Annotated in this window: 22 protein-coding genes and 1 tRNA gene; 11 read left to right on the top strand and 12 right to left on the bottom strand. The window is 51.4% G+C overall.

Annotated features, from left to right (window positions below):
* From JK208_RS11380 to JK208_RS11365, 4 genes are all read left to right on the top strand, one after another.
* Positions 1-77: transfer RNA gene (locus JK208_RS11380), tRNA-Met, on the top strand.
* Positions 78-358: 281 nt separating this feature from the next.
* Positions 359-1,825: a catalase gene (locus tag JK208_RS11375; protein ID WP_211576272.1), complete on the top strand. Its 1,467-nt coding sequence runs from the start codon at positions 359-361 to the stop codon at positions 1,823-1,825.
* A 90-nt stretch (positions 1,826-1,915) separates the two neighbouring features.
* On the top strand, positions 1,916-2,380 hold the full coding sequence (locus JK208_RS11370) for a nuclear transport factor 2 family protein (protein ID WP_211576271.1): 465 nt from the start codon (positions 1,916-1,918) through the stop codon (positions 2,378-2,380).
* A 126-nt stretch (positions 2,381-2,506) separates the two neighbouring features.
* A complete protein-coding gene (locus JK208_RS11365) occupies positions 2,507-3,427 on the top strand; it encodes a LysR family transcriptional regulator (protein ID WP_211576270.1) in 921 nt (306 codons plus the stop codon).
* A 24-nt stretch (positions 3,428-3,451) separates the two neighbouring features.
* Here the strand turns inward: JK208_RS11365 and JK208_RS11360 are convergent, their stop codons facing one another.
* The 6 genes from JK208_RS11360 to JK208_RS11335 form a co-directional block, all read right to left on the bottom strand.
* Positions 3,452-3,862: a DoxX family protein gene (locus JK208_RS11360; RefSeq protein WP_211576269.1), complete on the bottom strand. Its 411-nt coding sequence runs from the start codon at positions 3,860-3,862 to the stop codon at positions 3,452-3,454.
* A gap of 196 nt (positions 3,863-4,058) precedes the next feature.
* Entirely contained in the window at positions 4,059-4,646 is a 588-nt protein-coding gene (locus JK208_RS11355) for a YceI family protein (RefSeq protein WP_211576268.1), read from the bottom strand.
* 4 nt (positions 4,647-4,650) lie between these two features.
* Positions 4,651-5,262: a cytochrome b gene (locus JK208_RS11350; protein ID WP_211576267.1), complete on the bottom strand. Its 612-nt coding sequence runs from the start codon at positions 5,260-5,262 to the stop codon at positions 4,651-4,653.
* A gap of 4 nt (positions 5,263-5,266) precedes the next feature.
* Entirely contained in the window at positions 5,267-5,884 is a 618-nt protein-coding gene (locus JK208_RS11345) for a YceI family protein (protein ID WP_211576266.1), read from the bottom strand.
* Between the two features lie 145 nt (positions 5,885-6,029).
* Positions 6,030-7,637: a Na+/H+ antiporter gene (locus JK208_RS11340; RefSeq protein ID WP_211576265.1), complete on the bottom strand. Its 1,608-nt coding sequence runs from the start codon at positions 7,635-7,637 to the stop codon at positions 6,030-6,032.
* 52 nt (positions 7,638-7,689) lie between these two features.
* Entirely contained in the window at positions 7,690-8,598 is a 909-nt protein-coding gene (locus JK208_RS11335; protein WP_211576264.1) for a LysR family transcriptional regulator, read from the bottom strand.
* A 118-nt stretch (positions 8,599-8,716) separates the two neighbouring features.
* Here JK208_RS11335 and JK208_RS11330 point away from each other — a divergent pair, with 118 nt between their 5' ends.
* Entirely contained in the window at positions 8,717-9,805 is a 1,089-nt protein-coding gene (locus JK208_RS11330; RefSeq protein ID WP_211576263.1) for an alkene reductase, read from the top strand.
* Between the two features lie 361 nt (positions 9,806-10,166).
* Here the strand turns inward: JK208_RS11330 and JK208_RS11325 are convergent, their stop codons facing one another.
* From JK208_RS11325 to JK208_RS11315, 3 genes are all read right to left on the bottom strand, one after another.
* Positions 10,167-11,252 carry a hypothetical protein gene (locus JK208_RS11325; protein WP_194268657.1) on the bottom strand — a complete coding sequence of 362 codons (1,086 nt, stop codon included), beginning with the start codon at positions 11,250-11,252 and terminating at the stop codon, positions 10,167-10,169.
* A 387-nt stretch (positions 11,253-11,639) separates the two neighbouring features.
* Positions 11,640-12,065: a hypothetical protein gene (locus JK208_RS11320; protein ID WP_207728994.1), complete on the bottom strand. Its 426-nt coding sequence runs from the start codon at positions 12,063-12,065 to the stop codon at positions 11,640-11,642.
* Positions 12,066-12,207: 142 nt separating this feature from the next.
* A complete protein-coding gene (locus JK208_RS11315) occupies positions 12,208-13,725 on the bottom strand; it encodes a hypothetical protein (RefSeq protein WP_211576262.1) in 1,518 nt (505 codons plus the stop codon).
* Positions 13,726-14,098: 373 nt separating this feature from the next.
* On the opposite strand from JK208_RS11315, the gene bfr reads away from it, so the two are divergent.
* Complete coding sequence (gene bfr, locus JK208_RS11310) at positions 14,099-14,587, top strand: bacterioferritin (protein ID WP_194255803.1); 489 nt, start codon at positions 14,099-14,101, stop codon at positions 14,585-14,587.
* Positions 14,588-14,631: 44 nt separating this feature from the next.
* Here the strand turns inward: bfr and JK208_RS11305 are convergent, their stop codons facing one another.
* The gene (locus tag JK208_RS11305) at positions 14,632-14,832 is read right to left on the bottom strand and encodes a bacterioferritin-associated ferredoxin (protein ID WP_194268660.1); all 201 of its coding nucleotides are present in this window, start codon (positions 14,830-14,832) and stop codon (positions 14,632-14,634) included.
* 88 nt (positions 14,833-14,920) lie between these two features.
* Positions 14,921-15,385: an Lrp/AsnC family transcriptional regulator gene (locus JK208_RS11300; protein ID WP_211576261.1), complete on the bottom strand. Its 465-nt coding sequence runs from the start codon at positions 15,383-15,385 to the stop codon at positions 14,921-14,923.
* 117 nt (positions 15,386-15,502) lie between these two features.
* Between JK208_RS11300 and alr the strand changes: the two genes are divergently transcribed.
* The 5 genes from alr (at position 15,503) to JK208_RS11275 (ending at position 19,812) form a co-directional block, all read left to right on the top strand.
* Positions 15,503-16,651, top strand: a complete 1,149-nt coding sequence (gene alr, locus JK208_RS11295; protein ID WP_211576284.1) for an alanine racemase — start codon at positions 15,503-15,505, stop codon at positions 16,649-16,651.
* 85 nt (positions 16,652-16,736) lie between these two features.
* Positions 16,737-17,183: an Rrf2 family transcriptional regulator gene (locus JK208_RS11290; protein ID WP_194262735.1), complete on the top strand. Its 447-nt coding sequence runs from the start codon at positions 16,737-16,739 to the stop codon at positions 17,181-17,183.
* 208 nt (positions 17,184-17,391) lie between these two features.
* Complete coding sequence (locus tag JK208_RS11285) at positions 17,392-17,709, top strand: DUF2849 domain-containing protein (RefSeq protein ID WP_211576260.1); 318 nt, start codon at positions 17,392-17,394, stop codon at positions 17,707-17,709.
* Entirely contained in the window at positions 17,706-19,379 is a 1,674-nt protein-coding gene (locus tag JK208_RS11280) for a nitrite/sulfite reductase (protein WP_211576259.1), read from the top strand. Before JK208_RS11285 ends, JK208_RS11280 begins: the two co-directional genes overlap by 4 nt.
* Positions 19,366-19,812 (top strand): DUF934 domain-containing protein, encoded by a 447-nt coding sequence (locus JK208_RS11275; RefSeq protein WP_211576258.1) that lies wholly within the window; start codon positions 19,366-19,368, stop codon positions 19,810-19,812. Before JK208_RS11280 ends, JK208_RS11275 begins: the two co-directional genes overlap by 14 nt.
* On the opposite strand, the gene corA is transcribed toward JK208_RS11275, so the two are convergent.
* Positions 19,809-20,786: a magnesium/cobalt transporter CorA gene (gene corA, locus JK208_RS11270; protein ID WP_194268664.1), complete on the bottom strand. Its 978-nt coding sequence runs from the start codon at positions 20,784-20,786 to the stop codon at positions 19,809-19,811. The genes JK208_RS11275 and corA overlap by 4 nt on opposite strands.
* Positions 20,787-20,888 lie beyond the last annotated feature (102 nt).

Raw genomic sequence — 20,888 nt, 5'->3', positions numbered from 1 at the left:
CGCGGGGTGGAGCAGCCCGGTAGCTCGTCAGGCTCATAACCTGAAGGCCGCAGGTTCAAATCCTGCCCCCGCAACCAGTGATACTTGCGATACGAACGCATCATAAACCCCAGCCCGGAAACGGGCTGGGGTTTATGTTTGTCCGCGCGGTATACTAAGTATTTGTCGGAATTATGGAGGGATCAACGCTGATAATCATGATGTGATTAAAGGCATGTTTGTCTCTAATGGCTGGAACCACTTTGTATGGCTGTGCGTAGTGTCTGAATATTCGGTCAGATGTCATCTTTTAGACGACGTTTGATAGCTGCATCGGTGTTTGTGGTTCATATTCAGAAAGTGTTCGAAGGAGATGGTTATGACGGATGAGACGAAAACAATTCATACGACTGAATCGGGTATCCCTGTCTCCAGTGACGAACATTCTCTGACAGTTGGTGCGGATGGTCCGATCCTGTTGCACGACCACTATCTGATTGAACAGATGGCGGCGTTTAATCGCGAGATGATCCCTGATCGCCAGCCGCATGCGAAGGGAAGCGGCGCGTTTGGCCGGTTTGAAGTTACCCGAGATGTCAGCCGATATACCTCGGCGAAATTTCTTCAGCCCGGTGTGGTAACTGAAGTTGTAGCGCGATTTTCGACAGTTGCAGGCGAAGCTGGAAGTCCGGATACATGGCGCGATCCGCGCGGTTTTGCTCTGAAATTTTATACCGAAGATGGCAATTTCGATATGGTCGGCAATAATACGCCGGTCTTCTTCGTGCGCGATCCCCTCAAGTTTCAGCACTTTATTCACTCGCAGAAACGCCGCGTCGATAATGGTTTGCGCGATAACGACATGCAGTGGGATTTCTGGACACTGAGCCCAGAGACCGCGCATCAGGTAACGTGGCTGATGGGTGACCGCGGCATTCCGGCTAGCTGGCGTTATATGGACGGGTTTTCCAGTCATACCTATTTGTGGGTGAATGCGACCGGAGAGCGCTTCTGGGTCAAATATCACTTCAAGACCGATCAGGGCATCAAGTGTCTGACGCAGGAGCAGGCAGGTCAGCTTGCAGGCACCGACGCTGATTATCACAGGCGCGATCTTCATACGGCGATCAAACGTGGTGAACATCCGAGCTGGACGCTCAAGATGCAAATCATGCCGTATGAAGAGGCCAAGACCTATCACATTAATCCGTTCGATCTGACCAAGGTCTGGCCGCAGGGCGAATATCCCCTGATTGAGGTCGGCAAACTGACATTAGATCGCAATCCGACGGATTTTCACTCCCAGATCGAGCAACTCGCGTTCGAGCCGAATAATTTCGTGCCAGGAACCGGACTGTCCCCCGACAAGATGTTGCTGGGGCGTTCGTTCGCTTATGCGGATGCACATCGAGCGCGGCTGGGCGTGAACTACAAACAAATCCCGGTCAACGCGCCGAAATGTCCTGTTCACGGCTATATTAAGGGGGGGGCGATGCGGATGCACGAGGCACGCGATCCGGTATATGTTCCCAACTCAAAAGGTGGTCCTGTTGCCGACGCACAGCGTTTCCCGGAAAATGCAGTCTGGGCGGCAGATGGCGACTTCGTGCGTGCGGCTTATACATTGCGTCCGGACGATAATGATTTCAGTCAGGCCAATGCTCTGATTAACCACGTTATGGACGATGCGGCGCGCGACCGACTTGTGAATAATATTGTCGGCCATGTGTTGCAGGGCGTTGAAGAACCCGTCCTGTCGAGAGTGTTCGAATACTGGTCGAAAATCGATGCGACCATCGGATCACGGGTGAAAGACGGTGTGCTTTCCAAACGGACTGCGCATTAAGACTGTTTGACGTTGGGGTCTCGACGCATAGCCTGAGGTGGTGGAAGCTGTAGCCGTTTTTCCACAAGTTTTTGGAACCGGAGATTTATTATGTCTCGTCCGCCACTGCCGCCTTTCAATACCGAGACCGCCGCGCTCAAGACACGGTTGGCCGAAGATGCGTGGAACAGTCGTAACCCGCAAAAAGTCGCGCTTGCGTATAGTCCTGACAGTCAGTGGCGCAATCGGGAGATATTCGTACAAGGGAGAGAAGAGATCGTCTCTTTCCTGACTCACAAATGGGCATGTGAGCATGCGTATCGACTTATCAAAGAAGTCTGGGCGTTTTGGGGGAACAGGATAGCAGTACGCTTTGCCTATGAGTGGCATAATGCCGAGGGACAGTGGTTCCGGTCTTACGGCAACGAAAACTGGGAGTTCGATGAAAACGGTCTGATGAAGCGGCGTTTTGCCGCGATCAATGATTTGCCGATTGAAGTCGGCGCTCGGCTGTTTCATTGGCCACAAGGAAGACGACCGGACGATCATCCGGGTCTTTCGGATCTGAGGCTTTGAAGGGACACATTGCAGTCGACTAAAAAGCCTGCGATTATTTCTAGGGTGGGTTTTGTGAGATTTCCTCCGTGACATGCTCAGAAACCGGCAGCGTGTGGCGAACTGCTGGTGTCGGGGATTTTTGATATGAGGTTACCGGATTTCGAAGCCTGGGCTATTTTCGCCAAAGTGGCCGAACGCGGTTCTTTCGTACGGGCAGCCGAAGAGCTTCAGCTTTCCAAACCGACGATTTCGAAAGCCGTCAGTCGTCTGGAGCAGTCTCTGGGTGTGGCGTTGTTCAGCCGGAATTCGCGACAGATGTCCGTGACTGAAACAGGTCGTATGCTGCTGGGGCATGCGAACCGGATTCTTGCTGAAGCAGAAGCTGCTGAAAGCGAAGCCCGTGGAGGCACTCATCGTCCTTCAGGCCTGATTCGGGTTGCTGCTCCCATGACGTTCGGAATCAGACATCTTTCCCCCGCTCTTCCGGCCTTTTTGGAAAAATATCCGGATATCGACATCACCGTGGACTTCAGTGATTCCCTCGTTGATCTCGTGGCTGAAGGTTATGATCTGGCTTTGAGGATTGCATCTCTGGCCGACTCCTCTCTGCGCGCCCGGCATCTTTGTGGCGTCCGCCTCCTTCTGGTCGCAACGCCGGAGTATCTGGATCGTATCGGACGTCCGACGCATCCGCGTGATCTCGAAGGGCAGAAAAGCTTCGTTTATACAAATACGTCCGCCCCCGGTACATTGCGCCTGACCTCCACAAAAACCGGTGAGGACTATGTGCTGTCTCAGGCTTCGCGCTTTCGGGCAGATAATGCAGAGGCTTTTCTGCCGGCCCTGAAAGCGCATCTGGGGTTTGGTCTGTTTCCCGAATTCATGGTCTGGGATGGCATGCAGGATGGTCGGTTTGAACAGATCCTGCCGGACTGGGATGCCGCAAGCATTGCGCTTTATCTCGTGACATCCAGCAGTACGCTCCGTCCTTTCCGGGTCAACGCCTTGATGGACCATCTGGTCTCGGCGTTTGAACACCCGCCCTGGGCCAACACGACCGCATGAGGTTGGGCCAGAAAGATTGCGGACTTATCGACGCAAGGCATCCACAGAGAAACGACCGGCCCCTGAAGCAGCAAGAGCGAGAAGGCCGCCTGCAATACTGAAATTCTTGTAAAAATGGATCCACATATCGTAACGGATTATACCATCGAATGTCCAGTAATGATGCCCGATGAACGCGGTCACGATCGTATAGACAGCCAGAAGAATGGAAAGCGGCGTCGTCAGAAAACCGGCGACAAGAGCCAGTCCGATACCGAGTTCGGTCATGATGGCGATAATAGCGGACACTGTCGGAACCGGGGCGCCTGTGCTGGCCATATATCCTACGGTTCCTTCAAAGCCCGTCAGTTTGCTCCATCCCATCAGAACGAACAGAAGGGCCAGAAGGATGCGTGAGGCGAGAAGAACCTGATCGCGTGGAAAGGACATGTTCATCGGTTGGTCTTTCGTGTTTGAAAGTATCTGACATTCAGCCGGAAGCTTGCAGGACTGCTCTTCGGGGCTGTTGATGTCTGTTTTACCGACGCTTCATGTGACAATAAATGGAAATGATAGAAATATTATGTTTCCATATTTTTATTGAAAAGGCCGCGTCCATTCCGTCAGCCGAAGGACGCAGCAGTGAATTCTGTTACTGATGCGGCGATGACCCAGACGTCTGGTTTGCGGTAACATCGATGCTTACGCCCACCTGAAGCGCAACCCACTGCCCAGTAGCCCACGGGCCCTGACCAACGCCGAAGATGGAGCGGATCAGATCAAGATGGCCTTTGGCGTGAGCTGTCTGGCCACTGATGTCGAGCGTGAAAGGCAGGGTTTCGGGTCTGCTGACACCACGGATCGTCAGCGTCCCAACAGCTTCGTACGCATTGCCGCCTTTGGCCCGGAAGCTGCGGGCTTCAAATGTCGCAGTCGGGAAGCTGGCCACATTGAACCAGTCACTTCCCGGCATGGCCGCATCACGCTGTTTGTCCGCTGTCGTGGCGCTTGCAACATCGATCGTGATTTTCGCATGCCCCTCTTCGGGATGAGCCGGGTCGAAAGAGATGGTTCCGTCGAATTTTCCGAAATGTCCCGTAAAGGCATTTCCGGTCTGTGTTCCCGAAAAACCGATCGTGCTGTGCGCCGGATCAATCGTCCAGTCTGCGGCGAGAACAGGTGTTGCGGCCAGAAAGCTCATGGCGAACGCGGAAAAGGCTGCTTTTTTAAGGAAAGCCATGATGTCAGTCTCCGTGTCTGGAAGCAGATTTTCTGCCAGTGGCAGGAAGCATCTGTCGCAGAATGTTATCGTTCAAAACGAAATGGTGACGCAGGGCAGCGGCGATGTGCAGAACAATCAACGCCAGCAGAAACCAGCCGCCCCAGTGATGCACCGCTTTCAGTGCGGCTTCGACGGGGGCCTTGTTCTGCAACGTTGAAAGCACCGGCAGATCGGGCCAGAGGATGGTGCCGTACAGAAGGGTTGGAATCCCCAGAGCGGACACCGACACCATGGCCCATCCGCTCAACGGCATGAATATTTGCAGGCCGTACAGAGCAGCATGTGTCAGATGGGCCGCCATGCGCTCGAACCCTTTCATGTCACCGGGAAGCTCTGGCGGCCTGTGCGTCAGGCGCCAGACAATCCGCAGGGCAATGAGGACCATGACCGTAATACCGATCGACTTGTGAAGCTGGTACAGCTGAAAAACACGCATCGGATCGAGGGACAGGTGATCCATGACCAGCCCCATAACGATCAGGGTCAGGATTCCCGCGGCGATCAACCAGTGAAGGAGGATCGCCACGCCCGTATATCGCGTGATCCCGCGGCTCTGCTTTGCGGGTGCTGTCATGAACTCAGCCCTGCTCTTCAAAAGCGCCAGAGATCCGCAGCTGCACGGCATCGCTGACATACGGGACATACATCTTCACGCCGAAATCGCTGCGCTTGATGGTGCCTGTGGCTTCAAAACCGGCTGTGTATTTCTTGTCGAGCGCGTTCACACCTGCGCCGATGAAATGAACCTTCAGCGTCTCAGGCTTCGTAACACCATGGAGCGTCAGATTGCCGGTGACGATGGCATCGGCTTTGCCCGTACGGCGGACGGAGGTGGATTCGAATGTAGCGTTCGGATACTGCGCCACATTGAACCACTGGTCGCCCTTGAGTTCTTCGGTCAGCTTGGCGCTGGTCGTCTGAACCGATCCAACCGGAATGCTCACGGAAAGATGGGATGCGGTCGGGTTTTTGTCGTTGAGGTCCAGCGTGCCGGAAACGTCGGAAAAGACGCCCTGATAGTTCGTGAACCCAAAATGCAGAACGGAAAAGCCAACCTGCGTATGGCTGGGCTCAACATCATAGGTGCCGGACTGCACCTGTTCAGGGGCCGTGACGACCTGAGCTGCTGCCGGATGCGGAATGACGGATGCAAACGTCAGGGCGGTAAGGGAAAGCAGAAAGAAAGAGGATTTCATGTCGGGTTCTCTGGTCAGAATGAAAAAGCAGGGACAGAGAAACAGGCCTTTGAAAGAGCCTGTCTTGCATCCTTGTTGACCAGAAAATTAAGTGAGAATTCCCGGGCAATAAATAAAAACAACAGAAATTCATTGTTTCCTGTTTTTACGCCATCGCTTCCTCCGAAGCCCCCAAATGACCAGTTGCCTCGATTTCCTGCATATCCATGGCCTGTTCCATTTCCCTCAGAACCCGGTCGTGGATCTGTCCTGCATGATGCAGGCGCAGGATTTCCTCCCGGCCCGCTCCGATGGCTTTCAGAACGGCTTCATAATGGGCAATTTCCTCAGGGCGATGCGTCGCGGTATCCGCCGCATACTGACGCGTCACATGCAGGCGATAGCGATATTGTTCCAGAAGACGCGGATGGCGCTCGCTCCCGTCCGGAAGGCGGGACGCCTCTTCAATGGCACGAAGCTGCGCCTCCGCAACCGCAATCCAGGCCCGGTTTTCATCAGACTGGATAACACGCAGTTCTGACGCTCCATTGATCCTGAGCAACCCGATCAGAGGCGCCAGTGTCGTCCCCTGAACCAGAACGGTGACCAGAATTGAGGCAAAAGCACAGGCCAGCGCCAGATCACGTCCGGGAAACCCTTCCGGAAGCGACAGGGCCGCCGTCAGGGTCACGACCCCTCGCATGGCCGCCCATCCCATAATCGTTGAAATGGCCACAGACGGACGCGCGAACCGTTCCGGCCAGCGCCGGCGCAACAGACCGACAATTCCGTCCGACGCGAACAGCCACACAAACCGGGACAGGACCATCGCCACCAGTACGATCCCGACGGGATAGACGAGATGGTGCAGAATATCAGGTGTGCCTCGAAGACGGCCCAGAACACCCCGAAGGGAGAGCCCGATCAGAATGAACAGAACGGATTCCAGCAGAAAGACGAGGACTTTCCAGAACGCATGAGACTGCAGGCGTGTTTCCGCATCAAAATCTCTGTGTTGATGCCAGCCCAGAACCAGTCCCGTGGCGACGGTGGCCAGAACACCCGAAACATGGAGATGATCCGCACCGATATAGGATACTTCCGCCAGAAGAACCGTCGTAATGATAACCATGTCACTGTCGCGCAACCGACGGATGACAAACAACCCAAGAAACCCGACGACAAGACCAATCAGCACCCCGCCGACCGAGACGACACAGAATGTTGTCAGGGCCTGAAGCGGACGGAAAATTCCTGTCAAAGCAGCAACAACCCCAAAGCGGAACAGAACCAGCCCCGTAGCATCATTCAGCAGGCTCTCCCCCTGAAGCAGTGACGTCACACGACCGGGTAACGACAGGCGCTCCAGAGCCGCCTCGGCCGCAACTGCATCGGGCGGAGAGACAATCGCGCCCAACGTGAAGCATGCGGCCCATGGAAGAGCAGGAACCACGAGATGCGCCGCCACACCTACGGCTGCGGTCGTGAACGTTGTAGTGCCAACAGCCAGAAGAAGAATACCGGACAGGTTTTTTCGGAACTCCCGCCAGGCCGTAAACCACGCACTGCTCATCAGCAGGGGCGGAAGAAAGACAACCATGACCAGTTCGGGGTCTATCGTGACTTCAGGAGACCAGGGCGAAAGAGCAAGCCCCGTACCGCCCAGAATGAATGCCGCCGCAGGAGGGAGCTTCAGTTTCCGCGATAACAGCTCAAGAATCAGGATGACAGTCATAAGAAACAGAAAATACTCGTAACGCGCCGTATCAGACATGTTGCGTCCAGTGCTGGAGCCTGCTCGGGAAGAGAGGGATGTGATTTCGGATCTAGCACATCGAACGCGACACTGTTTCCAGTTCTCCGACCACTCCGGCAACGAAATCCGAAAAAGCTCGCGCCTTGGCACTCGTCAGCCTGCCAGAAGGATAGACGACCCACAGATCAACAGGCGGCAAAGACCAGTCCGTCAGGCAGCGAACCACCGTTCCGCATTCCAGTTCCGGCAGGAACATCCAGTCCGCCGCAATGGTCAGACCCAGATCCGCGAGCACGGCGGCTCGGATTCCTTCGGCTGCACTCAGGTTCAGACGCGGGCTCAGTGTTGCGCTTATGTCTTTTCCCTGCTGGTGGAAGACATATCTTCCCCCATCGTCCCGCGCATAGGTGACAGCCTGATGCAGAGCAAGGTCTTCCGGCGTCTCCAGAGCCAGAGACTGTTCCAGATACCGAGGCGTTGCAAGAACGGAACGCCGCCCTCTTGCAAGACGCTTTGCGATCATCGTGCTATCGTTCAGAGGTCCCACGCGAATGGCAACATCAATGCCTTCCGCGACCAGATCCACACGCCGGTCATCAAGTTCGATATCCATTTTCAGCCGGGGATGCTCCTTCAGAAAATCCCCAAGTCGGGGCACAATCTGAATCCGCCCAAAGGTTGTCGGAACCGCAACCCGGAGCCTTCCCTGCAAACTGAGCGTACTGTCACGCGCAGCAGCATCGGCGTCCTCCGCATCGGACACAATCCGGGCCACACGCTCGAAATAGCGCTGTCCCGCATCTGTCGGAGTCAAACCATGCGCAGAGCGAAGCAGAAGCTGTACGCCCAATTGACGTTCAAGCTGGGCAACGGCCTTTGAGACCGCCGGCTGCCCAAGATGCATCAGCCGCGCCGCCGCAGAAAAAGAGCTACTTTCAACGACCCGTACGAAGACGGTCATAGCCTGAAGACGGTCCATTTTATTATTCCATTATGGAATTCTCTCTATACTGAAATGACGGCTGCCAATCCAATACGGAAATATCCATCCTCTGAGGCACGCCGCGGATGGCGCGTTTCACACAGGATTGTTTCCCATGGCCGATCTTCTCTTTTCCCCGAAATTCGTAGGCCCCATGCGGCTCGAACACCGCGTCGTCATGGCACCCCTGACCAGAATGCGTTCCAGCATCGGCAATCTGCCCAACGACCTGATGCTTGAATACTATACCCAGCGCGCCACGCCGGGTGGTCTGCTCATTTCTGAGGCCTCTCCAGTTGCCCTGACGGGATATGGCTTTGAACGGGCCGCCGGAATTTACGATGACGCACAGATCCCCGGCTGGAAACGCATCACGGATGCCGTTCACGCCAAAGGGGGACGCATGTTCCTGCAACTCTGGCACGTCGGTCGTCAGTCCGCGCGTATTCTGCAGCCCGGCGGCGCAGCGCCTCTTGCTCCATCCGCCATCAGAGCGGACGGCACGGCATGGACGCTCAACGGCACAGTCCCTTATGACACGCCCCGAGCCCTGGAACTCAATGAAATTCCATCCCTGATCGACGCCTACCGTCAAGCCGCAGCACGCGCCCTTCAGGCAGGATTTGACGGCGTGGAAATCCACGGCGCCAACGGCTATTTGCCCGATCAGTTTCTGCAGGACGGTACAAACAAGCGCACCGACGCCTATGGCGGCCCGATCGAAAACCGCGCGCGCTTTCTTCGGGAAATTACTCAGGCGGTCATAGACGTATGGGGTGCTGATCGCGTCGGCGTCCGACTCACACCAAGCGGATCTTACGGATCGATGTCCGACAGCAACAGACACGCCACGTTCAGTTATGTCGCCACGATGCTGGAAAACATGGACGTCGCCTACTTGCACATCGTTCAACCACGGATCGGCGCGGATGCAGAACCCGATCCGGTCGACGTGTCTGTCCTGCGTCCTCTGTTTTCTCGAACCATCATCGCAGCAGGCGGTTTCACAACCGAAAGCGCGGAAAGGCTTCTGGAATTCAAGGACGCAGACCTGATCGCATTCGGACGCGCTTTCATCGCCAATCCGGATCTGGTCTTGCGGCTGCGAAATCACTGGCCATTAAATCGATATGACCGTTCAACTTTTTATGGTGGGGACTGTCATGGCTATACGGACTATCCGGCGTTTAGAGAAAAATTGTAATTAAAGGACGTCATTTTTAATGTTTTGCCTTGGCAGACTTCAATGTTCATGACCTCCATTGTGAAACAATTTTTTAGAGGAGAATCGAAAACCCCTTTGATTTTGGATACGGCCCTATAATCCTTTAGCTACGATCGGCACACAAATACGCTTCATTTAACACTAAGGCAGACCATCGAAATATTTGTAAGAGCACGATCATGGAGATCCGGAGGTAAATTGACTGACGATATCCAAAACTAGTCTTTATCCTGAAAATTATAACATACCCACACTGTGTTATAATAAAAATACATTACTATAAATTATTTCCGATTATTGTTTGGTTCGATTTTCCCAATAATTAAAATATATTATAAAGTTACTTAGTTACCGGTATGGTCACGATGGCTCCTGGTGGTTGTGTGGTTTTTGATAATTCTAAAAGCATTTGCGTAATTGTAAATGCTAATTTGCTTTTAAAATCTTTCCGGTCTATCCAGTAGTAATATTTATCATAGTATATAGAAACAAATGAATTTTCTATTTTTTTTCTGCCATATTTTATTTTTATGAGGGGTTTTTCTTCATAATCTAAATCCATAGATGTTCCGCCTGCTGAAAATTCATCTTCTGGAATATTTATTTGGTAGGCAACTTGACCCAGTATTGATAACATACTACGAGATAAAATATTGATTTCGCCTGGATTTGGGGTTCCAGAGCCATAAACGACTTCCATGCGTTTATAGTTAGGAGAGAAGTTCAATAATTTTTTGGTGGTTTGTGTAATTTTTTCTAAATTTGGATTCGATGTCGGATATATATTCAAAAAAACATGACTCGCTCCAGAGGGTTTCCCTTTAAATTTAGGAAATTGTTGAAGCTGAATCTCTAATAATCCTGATGCTTGAAGTAACCTTAAATCATGTATTAATTCGAAGAATTCATCGGTATTATAAATTGTATTATTGTCTACATCTCCGTTTCTTCTTGAGAAGGGTCTATTATTGCTCATTGAATTAATTGATTGAGCTGAAAGTTGCAATAAAATATCAATTGGTAACCCTCCCATCGCAAGAGGCAGCAAACTGGCTGGAGAAAGAGGACTCAAAAAACTGTGTGCGTAAGCATCGCCTGTCACGGGTTGAAAAGTAAACGTTGGGTTCTGTTGTAATTGCGTCGATACGCCACCGTTGGGGCGAATAGGAAAAGTGTCTGAGGCGACGCCGAGAAAGGCATTTTGTTGGAATTGATAGCCTGAAATTAATTGTGTTGTGTCTAGAAGACCTGGAGTATCGGCATATCTAAGTCTAATAAGATTTTGAAGAGTTTGTCTTTTATTTGATTCTATAATTGACACAGAATATTCGTCTTGATCTTTTCCTAGTCTTTGTGATCCTATACTGTAGCAACCACCAAGGCTAAAACAAAAAAATACAATAACTATTTTATCTAATTTTAACATAATCAATCCTAAAACATAGTAAATTTGATTTATGAATATATTTTGAGATGCTCATGAAATATAACCATAAATTATTGTCAAGGTCTTTTTATATTTATTTGTAAATTTATTGAGAAAAATCTTATACTAACTTGTTGTTTTTCTATTGAAAATTAGATATCAAAATTATTATCTGAATACGGTTTTAAACGGTTTTAAACGGTTTTAAACGGTTTTAAACGGTTTGAAACTCTGCACGAGATGAGGTGGATATTCAGCATTCCTATGTATTGCAATATAATAAACTATCATAATTAACAATATTATTATATATTGGGTATTTATATTTTAGCGCAATAAGTTTTTATAAAAATAATGGCTTATTGCGCTAAAATTTTTAGATGATTTTTACCAGCCCCAGCCTGGGCCAAAACCGTAATCTGGGCCAAAGCTCTCCCCCCAGGGCCCCCAGTCTCCCCAGTTCCATTGGGCATCTTGGTAGTCTTCAGCAGTCATTTGTTGTTCGTTGGCGATATTCTGTTGTTGTTGATACGCTAAATAGCGACCGTAAGCGGCTTGGTTTCCAACATATAGACAACCACAAACTGTCGGATCGGCGTAGACATAGGTTACTGTGCTCCCGTGTATCCGGCGTATAAAATGATGTGACGGGAGTTTTTTGAGCATAGCAATCTGCTGAGGCGTTGATGCGGGTTTCATCAGAAACCCTGCTGCAGCAAGATGGTCGTCTTTTTGAGTGGTAATTTGCTGCGGCGATTCACAGGCAGACAACGCGACCATGCAAAAGAGTGAAGTTAAAATAGTTTTTCTCATTATTAAACCTCCGTAAATAAATGCTCATATTGGTTGCCATGCAGATCGTTAGATTGCGGCATTGATATCTATGTAAAAAACGTCCTAAAGTTCCCTCGGGGCCTAATTTTTTCAAAAAATTTGGAAAATATAGAAAGAATTTTTATTCTTTGCCATGTGTTTTATGGTTTTGGTCGATTTTCTCGAAAAGAGATTCCATTATGGGAAGTTTCTTATTACCGTAACCTACACCTAAAGAAACATGCATTAAAATTCTTTCTGGATTAGATAGAAAATGCTCTACATTCCCACTATTTAATGATTTGTTATCAAGTACCGATATATTGACATTTTCATTCTGTGTGGTCACATAATTCATAACGGGCTGATCGCCGAAGCGATCAATTTCGTGTTGACGTGTGAGTCTTCCTACAGAACATATCATATCAAAAATTTTCTTTGTTTCGCCATGGTCGCTAAAGATCATAATCCCAGAGGTGGCTTTCCAGAATGGGAGGGTACCTATTTCACTGTTCCTTGCAAACATCCAACCACCGAACCAGTTAGTCCCAATATCCCATTCGCTTTCATCTATTTTTTTTACGGAACAATTTGCTTCTCTGTAAAGACAGAAATCTTCAGAACATAGGGCATCTTTAATAATTTTATTAATATCACCTCCAACAATAATATCGGTATCTAAGTAAAAAATAGGATTATATTCCTCTACATCATAAAGATATATTTTATATCTTTCGAATATAGGGGTTTTATTTGAGCATTCCTTTACTTCGATATTAAATTGAAAATCAAGTGGGATAAATTTTAAAGTATCTTCTTGAGATCGGTCTGATATTAAAAATATTTTACCAGAATATAATCCAAATTTTCGTAGAGAAATTATCGATAGTGCCGCACATTTATAATATTCATCTGATCCAAATACACAAAAATATACTAATGGGTTTAGCTTTAATAATGATCGCTTCCTTTTGAACGAGTCTAGAACGTATATTTTATTTTTTCGTAAATCTCTTAATAATAATGGCCCTGGTCTACCGCTGATATTGTATGTTTCAAAATTACAATCTACAAATGTTTCTGAATTAATTTTATTGAAGTTTTTAAAAAAAACTTCTTTTCCGGTGTTTTGTTCAATCCACGTTTCGTTCTTGGCCTCTTGAAGCCAACTAAAGGTATCCCAAGAAAGAAGAGCAAAATTTTCCCAAGAAAGAAGATTTGTTGTGTTAAATTTAACTTTTCCTTCCAGTTCAGCTGTTAAATTAAATCCGGATAAGTTAAAAGATATTCCATCCTCTAAACTTCCACCTATATTAACTAATATTGGTTTTTCTTTTGAGGAAAATTTAAAATTTTCCTTTATTCCGTCAGTTATGAGAGCATCCCATTCTGATAAATTGTTCTTTCTTAAAAACCAAACTCCGTCCGTTACCTGATATATAAGGAGAGGATTTATATTTTTGTTGGGATCATCATGGTAAATATTTCCATCTTGAGAGACACATAATATGGTTTTATGAGAAGAAACGACTATCGAACAATCTGATTCAGTAATATCGTGCAGCCAGCTAAAATTTATTTTCTTTGATTCAAGAGAATTAAAATTATCTTCTTTTGTCTGGTGTTTTTTATTTTTCTTTTTGAAATTAAAAAACTTCATTTTATCGTCTTTCTTCTAATAATTTTTCTTGAAGCTAAAACTTTTTTAAATTCTGAGCAATAGCTGCATAGTTTTCTAAAAAATATAAATGACTAACCTGTATTAGTTAACGAACGGGCGGGCTTTGTGCACGAGGTGTTCAATTGCCTGCGGATTCGAAGCGCCGTAATACGCTATAAAGTCTACACCTGATCTTTCACACCTTCTTCAATTTTGCGGCCGCGAAGCTTTGGATTGCGCCTTTTGCCAATGTGTTTTGGGTTTCTCTAATTTTTGCAAAAATCATATAAACTTTGAAGCGTGGCTAGGGAGATATAATTTTCTTTTATAAGTTTTCTTCGATAAAATTGCATTTTTATGGAAGGTTTGAAAAGTGGCTATTAAAGATCCTGTTGTGATTGAGCATCTTAATACGCAGCTCACGAATGAATTGACGGCAATAAATCAGTATTTTCTTCATGCCCGCACACTGAGGCATTGGGGTGTGACCCATTTGGGAAAAAAAGAGTATGACGAATCCATTGAGGAGATGCGTCATGCGGATTGGCTGATCGAGCGTATTCTGTTTCTCGGAGGGCTGCCGAATGTGCAGCGTCTGAACTCTATCCTGATTGGGCAGACAGTTCAGGAAATTCTTGAATGTGATCAGAAGCTGGAAGAAAAAGCGATTCAGGATCTGCGCGAAGGTATCGCTTACTGCGAGAGTGTCCGTGATTATGTGTCACGAGATCTGCTTCTGAAAATCCTCGTCAATGAAGAAGAGCATGAGGATTTCATTGATCGTCAGTTCGACCTGATCAAGCAGATCGGGATTGAGCGTTATATTCAGAAAAACTCTGCTGCGGCTCCCGATCAGGACTAATAGAGGCCGTTTTCAAAACAACCCGGCGTTGTCCGGGTTGTTTCTTATGCGGCGTTTAGATGTGTCTGTTCGGAATGGGCTTTCTGCATTGCCGATCTGAGTAGGCAGACAATGCCAGGGACGCAGTTGCCGCACTTTGCTGTGCATTTTCGGGCTGAATAGATTTCTGCCGGGCGAGATGCTCCGTTGTGGATTGCGATTTCGATATCCTGATGGGACAGCGCGTTGCATGAGCAGACGATCATGAAAAAGCAGGCCTTCGTTCGCTGGAACCGATTTCAGAAACCTACCTTAAATGCAAATGGTTCGCAAATGCATTTTTCTTTTATGCACTCATGACGAATCCTGACTGATCCAGCGCTGAACGACTGGACGTATTGCGAAATTGCTTTGGATGCGGACGACGCCCGGAAGGCGTGAGAGCTCTTCCTTATGGATGCGCTCGTAGTCAGCAAGATCTCGGGCTGCGACATGGAGCAGGTAATCGGCTTCACCTGTCATCAGGTAACACTCCCGAACATCAGGACATTCCCGGATGCGGGTTTCAAAACGACGGAGGGTTTCGTCTGTCAGGCGTTCAAGCGTGATCTGTACGATAACGGTGGTCAGCTTGTGAGCTGAGCGTTCGTCAATGACCGCGCGATAGCCACGGATGATGCCGCGTTCTTCCAGTAGGCGAACGCGTCGCAGACAGGCGGACGGAGAGAGTCCGACACGTTGTGCCAGATCAGCGTTGCTAAGGCGCCCGTCATGTTGAAGGATTCTCAGGATGGATTCGGTAATGCGGTCGAAGATCATGATGGCATTATCGGTCTATTTTCGCAGAATCGATCATATATTTTTCGCTTATTGAAAGATTATGTGATTATCCGGCAGGATATTCTAGCGCACAACGCGATAGTCTCGTTTCTCATGATGAATGCATGTTCTGATCCTTTGTGGCCTTCTTCTCGTGCTGGAGCCCGTCTGACGGTGGATCTGGGCGCGATCGCTTCCAATTATCGGTATCTTCAGAAACTTGCAGCGGATGCTGCCTGTGCGGCTGTCGTGAAGGCCGATGCTTACGGACTGGGTATCGAGCGTGTAGCGCCGGTTCTTGAGCAAGCGGGGGCTCGAGAGTTTTTCGTCGCGCATGTTGATGAGGGGATCAGGCTGCGTTCCGTGGTTTCGGAAAAGGCCCGGATTACGGTGCTTCACGGCCCGAGGCCGGACGCAACGGCAGAGTGTGTGCAGTATGGATTGAGGCCAGTTCTGAACAGCCTTGATCAGATTGCTGTGTGGCGCTCTGAAGCGGTCAAGGCGGGGCGGCCGTTGGAGGCTGCTCTTCAAGTCGATAGTGGCATGTCCCGGTTTGGGCTTTCTGGCGCCGATCTTGATGTGTTGCATGAGGATGGGGCGCTTATGGAGGGGCTGAATGTCAGTCTGGTCATGAGTCATCTGGCTTGTGCAGATACGCCGGATCATACGGCTAATAGCGTCCAGAAACAGCAGTTGCTGGAGATGTCGGCACGGTTGCCGTCTGCGCCGTTGAGTCTGTCGGCATCGTCGGGAATTTTTCTGGGGCCGGACTATCATCTGGATGTCGTTCGTCCTGGAGCGGCACTTTATGGAATTGCGCCGAATCTGGCTGGTCCGAATCCGTTGGATCAGGTTGTCAGACTTCAGGCCCATGTCTTGCAGATTCGTGAAATTCTCCCGGGCGATGGTGTTGGTTACGGGATGACATATCGGCCTGAGCGGCCACGGAAAATTGCCACTGTGGCTGTCGGGTATGCCGATGGCTTTTCACGGCGTGGCGCCGGGGAGGGGTGTGCGTGGTTTGAAGACATCTGTCTGCCAATTCTGGGGCGTGTTTCGATGGATTCCCTGATCGTGGACATTTCGGATGTGCCAGAGGGCATGCTGCGAGCCGATATGATGGTGGATCTGATTGGACCCCGGCGCAGTGTGGACGACGTGGCGGCAGCAGCGGGGACAATCGGATATGAGGTCCTGACGTCTTTGGGGCACCGCTTTTATCGGGAATATGTTGGAAATGGGGAAACGTTCCAAAAGGGCGATTGACATTCCAGCATGGAAAACAAGATAGACGAACTGAAATCGGATTATGTCATGATGGCATGGTCTGGCGTAACAAATCGGAATTCTCATGTATCTCCGTCGTGACAGAGCTTTGACCGCTGTATCCATTATGTTGGACGTCGCTTTCCATGCGGGTCGATCCGGGGTGGTGAGTGGCGCGGATATTGCCCGCCGTGGCGATATGCTGCGTCGGGGGATCGAGCCTGTGTTGCAGGGCCTCTCTCGGGCCGGTCTGTTAGCAAGTGTACGCGGGCCGAAAGGGGGGTATCGTCTTGGCAGGCCTCCGCGGACCATCACGCTGAATGAAATTGTCCGGACTGTTACGGAAGATCCGGAAATGCCCGAAGAGGGCATCAACCTTCTGCGGGCCAAGGTACTCGAGCCGTTCTGGCAGCAGATGGATCAGGAGGTGTCGGAGAAGATGGCGTCCGTCACGCTGGAGCACCTGCTTCAGAATGCGGAGGAAGCGGGCATGCAGCGGCCCAGCAGAGCACCAATTTCCTTTTCAATATAACATTATAAAAAAGTATTTTGAAAAAACTACGAAATGGGTTTTAGAGGACGGAATATCTTACCATAAGGGATCAATCTTTGATCTGGTATGGTGAGTTCCATGTCCTTGGTGTTTCCTTTGCTTGCCGTTTGCAAGCGGGGAGGAGGACGCATTCATGATGGGGCCAGCCGCAGGGTAGGGTCCGTATTCGTCAGGAAGGTGAGCGCTGATGAAACGTCCTGTAAGACTCGAACTTGGTCAGAAGCTGGTTCTGACGGCCAACCGGCTGCTGGACGGTCGTACCGTATGGTGGCGGGAAGACGGGACATGGGACCTTCGGATCGGGCAGGCGGTTCTGCTGGATGCGGATGTCGCTGAGGCGGCGCTGTCCCGGGCGGTGGAAGAGGCCCAGCGTGAGGGGGTTGTCGGGGTGTATGATACGGCGGTTTTGCCTGTTGTGCCTCCTGAACCCGTGACTGTTCGTGAAAAAATCCGGGCTCATGGCCCGACCGTGCATCCGGAATTTGCAGTGGAGACCGCACAGTGAGCGTTCCTGTCGGCCATTATCAGTATGACCGGATTGACCGGGATTTTCTTCGGGCGCGGATTGCCGAGTTTGAGGGGCAGGTGAAGCGGCGTCTGGACGGGACGCTGAGCGAGGACGAATTTAAGCCTCTGCGGCTGATGAATGGGCTGTATCTGCAGCTTCACGCCTATATGCTGCGGGTGGCCATTCCTTATGGCATTCTGGACAGTCGGCAGTTGCGCAAGCTGGGTGAGATCGCCCAGCGCTATGACCGCGACTATGGGCATTTCACCACGCGGCAGAACATCCAGTTTAACTGGATCCGGCTCGAAGATACGCCGGATATCCTGCGCGAACTGGCTGAAGTAGACATGCATGCCATCCAGACCAGCGGGAATTGCATCCGCAATGTGACGTCGGACGAGTATGCTGGGGCTGCGGCGGATGAGCTGGTGGATCCGCGGGTTCATGCGGAAGTGCTGCGGCAGTGGTCTACGCTGCATCCTGAGTTCACGTTCCTGCCGCGCAAGTTCAAGATTGCGATTTCGGGTAGTCCGAATGACCGGGTGGCGGCGCGTTTCCATGATATCGGGATTCTGGCCCGTCCGGGTGAGGATGGCGCTCCAGTGTTCCGGATTTTCGTGGGCGGGGGACTGGGGCGGACGCCGGTAATCGGCGAAGAGCTGTTTGACAGTGTGCGGGAAGAGCATCTTCTGGCGACGCTTGAGGCGATTCTGCGCGTCTATAATGCGCATGGACGGCGGGACAATATCTATAAGGCGCGGATCAAGATTCTGGTTCAGGCAATCGGGGTTGAGGCCTATCGGGAGGCTGTGGAAGCCGAGCTGGGCCAGATGGAGCTGGACCGGTATCGGCTGACGCCCGAAGCCGTTGCGGCGATCCGGGCGCGTTTTGCCTTGCCATTGCTTGAGGCGCCGGACGATGCAGATGCCGTACTGACGCAGCAGCGGAGGGACGATCCGCTGTTTGAGCGCTGGGTGCGGAGCAATACGCATGTTCACCGCGATCCGGGGCATATTATTGCGACCATTTCGCTGAAGCCTGCGGGGGGAATTCCGGGGGATGCGACATCGGCGCAGATCGGGCGTCTGGCGGATCTGGCGGATGCGTATTCGTTTGGAGAAATCCGGATCACGCATTTGCAGAATGTGGTTCTGGGGCATGTCCGCAAGGACCGGTTGCGGGATCTGTGGCTTGGACTGTCGGAAGTCGGGCTTGCGGAAGCGAATATCGGGCTGATTGGCGATATCGTGGCGTGCCCGGGGCTGGATTACTGTGCGCTGGCGAATGCGCGGTCTATTCCGATTGCGCAGAAGCTGGGTGCGCGTTTTGCGGATACGGCGCTTCAGGCGGAAATCGGGGCGTTGCGGATCAATATTTCGGGCTGCATCAATGCCTGTGGGCATCATCACGCCGGGCATATCGGACTTCTGGGCGTGGACAAGCGCGGAGAAGAGTTCTTCCAGTTGACGGTTGGTGGCCGGGCCGAGAATGGTGCGGCGCTTGGTACGATTCTGGGGGCAGCGCTTCCGGAAGACGAGACCGTTGATGCGATCGCGCGGCTTGTGGACTGCTATCTCGGGCTTCGGGAGAGTGGAGAGACGTTCCTTGAGACTCTGACGCGTCTGGGGCATGAGCCTTTCAGGGAGGCGGCGTATGAAGCTGTTTGAACTCGGTGAGCGGACCGCGCAGGTTCATGATGTGCTGGTGACGGTTGCGGAACTGGCGGAACGGGATGATGCGCGGGCTGTCCTGCTGGAGAGTGCGGACGATCCGGCGCTCCTGCGGCCTTATCTGAACCGGCTGGATCTTGTGGTGCTGCGGTTTCCGATCTTCAGGGATGGGCGTGGGTTCACGCAGGCCCGGGAATTGCGGGAATATCTGCGGTTTTCTGGAGAAATCCGTGCGGAGGGGCATATTCTGCCGGATCAGGCGGCGTTTCTGCGTCGGTGTGGGGTGGACAGTGTCGTTCTGCCGAAGAATGGCAATGGCGATCCCGACCTGTGGGAGAAGCAGCTTCGGCAGTTTCCGGTGGCGTATCAGCGGTCGGTTCTGCCGGAGCGCCCGGTCGGGCCGGGGCTGCGGGTTGAGGAAGCGTCTTAACGGGCGCCAAACCAGCCGCGCCTCCAGAACCAGAACAGCGGCAGGAGAACCGACAGGATCATCAGGATCAGGCTGTAAGGATAGCCGTATTTCCATGATAGCTCAGGCATGTCGTGGAAGTTCATGCCGTAGATGCCTGCGATCAGGGTTGGCAGGATGCCGATGGCGCTGACGACGGTCAGAACCTTCATTCCGTCATTTTGTTCGATGCTGATGAAGCCGAGCGTGGCGTCCAGCAGAAACTGGACCTTGTTGACGGTCTGGGCGTCGAAGTCGTTGAGGGATGCGATGTCTCGCCCGGCGACCTTGATGCGGGTTTTGAGGGCCTGTGGCTCTTTCTCTGTTCTGTCGCCGATATAGATCAGGACGCGGTCAAGGCCGAGCAGGCTATCGCGGATCATGGAGGCGAGGTCGCCGCTGTGGCCGAGGCGACGGAGGGTTTCGCGCAGCATTTCGGCGGCTCTGGCGGGATCGCGGGGACTGCCGGTACTGAAAACGCGTTTGGAGATGGCGTCGAGGTCCCGACCCAGGCCTTCCAGAATGTCGGCGAGGCGGTTGATGATTTCCTCAATGATTTCGACGAGGATTTCATTGGCGGAAGGGCTGCCTTTGGCTGGATCACGTTCGGCCTGACGGCGACCAACGATATCGAAGCCATAATAGTCAGTATAGCGGACCGTGATGAGGTGGTTGTCTGTCAGGACGAAGCCGATGGGCAGGGAAAAGGCTGTGTTTTCCTCGCGTCTGACGAGGGGAGTCGAAAGATAGAGGGTGCCATCCTGTTCGTGATGGCGGGAGGAGCTTTCGATTTCCTCAAGCTCGTTGCGGCGGGGAATATGGGTGTTGAGGGCCTTTTCTGCGCGGGCGACCTCGTCGAGAGTCGGGTTGATGAGGTCGAGCCAGACCGCTTTGGAGATATCGACGTCCGGTCCGGTTTCCCGGGCCGGAGCGCCTGCGGGGCGCACGAGGAACATCAGGCGGGTCCTTGAGGGCAATGGAAAGGCTGTGAGGCTCCCTCATGTCCTGCCTGAGGCGGGTTCGCAAGGTGCAGGGGGTGGGAATTGTTGCGGGAGAGG

The organism is Gluconobacter sp. Dm-74 (assembly GCF_018256135.1).
GTDB lineage: Bacteria > Pseudomonadota > Alphaproteobacteria > Acetobacterales > Acetobacteraceae > Gluconobacter > Gluconobacter cadivus.
The sequence above is the reverse complement of the archived record's forward strand: the minus strand, read 5'-3'. Positions and strand labels throughout refer to the sequence as shown.

Coding starts and splice junctions, on each gene's coding strand:
- JK208_RS11350 (WP_211576267.1), bottom strand. CDS start 5,262: ATGACAGCACCCGCAAAGCAGAGCCGCGGGATCACGCGATATACGGGC.
- JK208_RS11340 (WP_211576265.1), bottom strand. CDS start 7,637: ATGTCTGATACGGCGCGTTACGAGTATTTTCTGTTTCTTATGACTGTC.
- alr (WP_211576284.1), top strand. CDS start 15,503: ATGAATGCATGTTCTGATCCTTTGTGGCCTTCTTCTCGTGCTGGAGCC.
- corA (WP_194268664.1), bottom strand. CDS start 20,786: ATGTTCCTCGTGCGCCCCGCAGGCGCTCCGGCCCGGGAAACCGGACCG.
- JK208_RS11330 (WP_211576263.1), top strand. CDS start 8,717: ATGGCCGATCTTCTCTTTTCCCCGAAATTCGTAGGCCCCATGCGGCTC.
- JK208_RS11325 (WP_194268657.1), bottom strand. CDS start 11,252: ATGTTAAAATTAGATAAAATAGTTATTGTATTTTTTTGTTTTAGCCTT.
- JK208_RS11360 (WP_211576269.1), bottom strand. CDS start 3,862: ATGAACATGTCCTTTCCACGCGATCAGGTTCTTCTCGCCTCACGCATC.
- JK208_RS11375 (WP_211576272.1), top strand. CDS start 359: ATGACGGATGAGACGAAAACAATTCATACGACTGAATCGGGTATCCCT.
- JK208_RS11305 (WP_194268660.1), bottom strand. CDS start 14,832: ATGATCGTCTGCTCATGCAACGCGCTGTCCCATCAGGATATCGAAATC.
- JK208_RS11370 (WP_211576271.1), top strand. CDS start 1,916: ATGTCTCGTCCGCCACTGCCGCCTTTCAATACCGAGACCGCCGCGCTC.
- JK208_RS11365 (WP_211576270.1), top strand. CDS start 2,507: ATGAGGTTACCGGATTTCGAAGCCTGGGCTATTTTCGCCAAAGTGGCC.
- JK208_RS11320 (WP_207728994.1), bottom strand. CDS start 12,065: ATGAGAAAAACTATTTTAACTTCACTCTTTTGCATGGTCGCGTTGTCT.
- JK208_RS11285 (WP_211576260.1), top strand. CDS start 17,392: ATGAAACGTCCTGTAAGACTCGAACTTGGTCAGAAGCTGGTTCTGACG.
- JK208_RS11355 (WP_211576268.1), bottom strand. CDS start 4,646: ATGGCTTTCCTTAAAAAAGCAGCCTTTTCCGCGTTCGCCATGAGCTTT.
- JK208_RS11345 (WP_211576266.1), bottom strand. CDS start 5,884: ATGAAATCCTCTTTCTTTCTGCTTTCCCTTACCGCCCTGACGTTTGCA.
- JK208_RS11315 (WP_211576262.1), bottom strand. CDS start 13,725: ATGAAGTTTTTTAATTTCAAAAAGAAAAATAAAAAACACCAGACAAAA.
- JK208_RS11290 (WP_194262735.1), top strand. CDS start 16,737: ATGTATCTCCGTCGTGACAGAGCTTTGACCGCTGTATCCATTATGTTG.
- JK208_RS11275 (WP_211576258.1), top strand. CDS start 19,366: ATGAAGCTGTTTGAACTCGGTGAGCGGACCGCGCAGGTTCATGATGTG.
- JK208_RS11335 (WP_211576264.1), bottom strand. CDS start 8,598: ATGGACCGTCTTCAGGCTATGACCGTCTTCGTACGGGTCGTTGAAAGT.
- JK208_RS11300 (WP_211576261.1), bottom strand. CDS start 15,385: ATGATCTTCGACCGCATTACCGAATCCATCCTGAGAATCCTTCAACAT.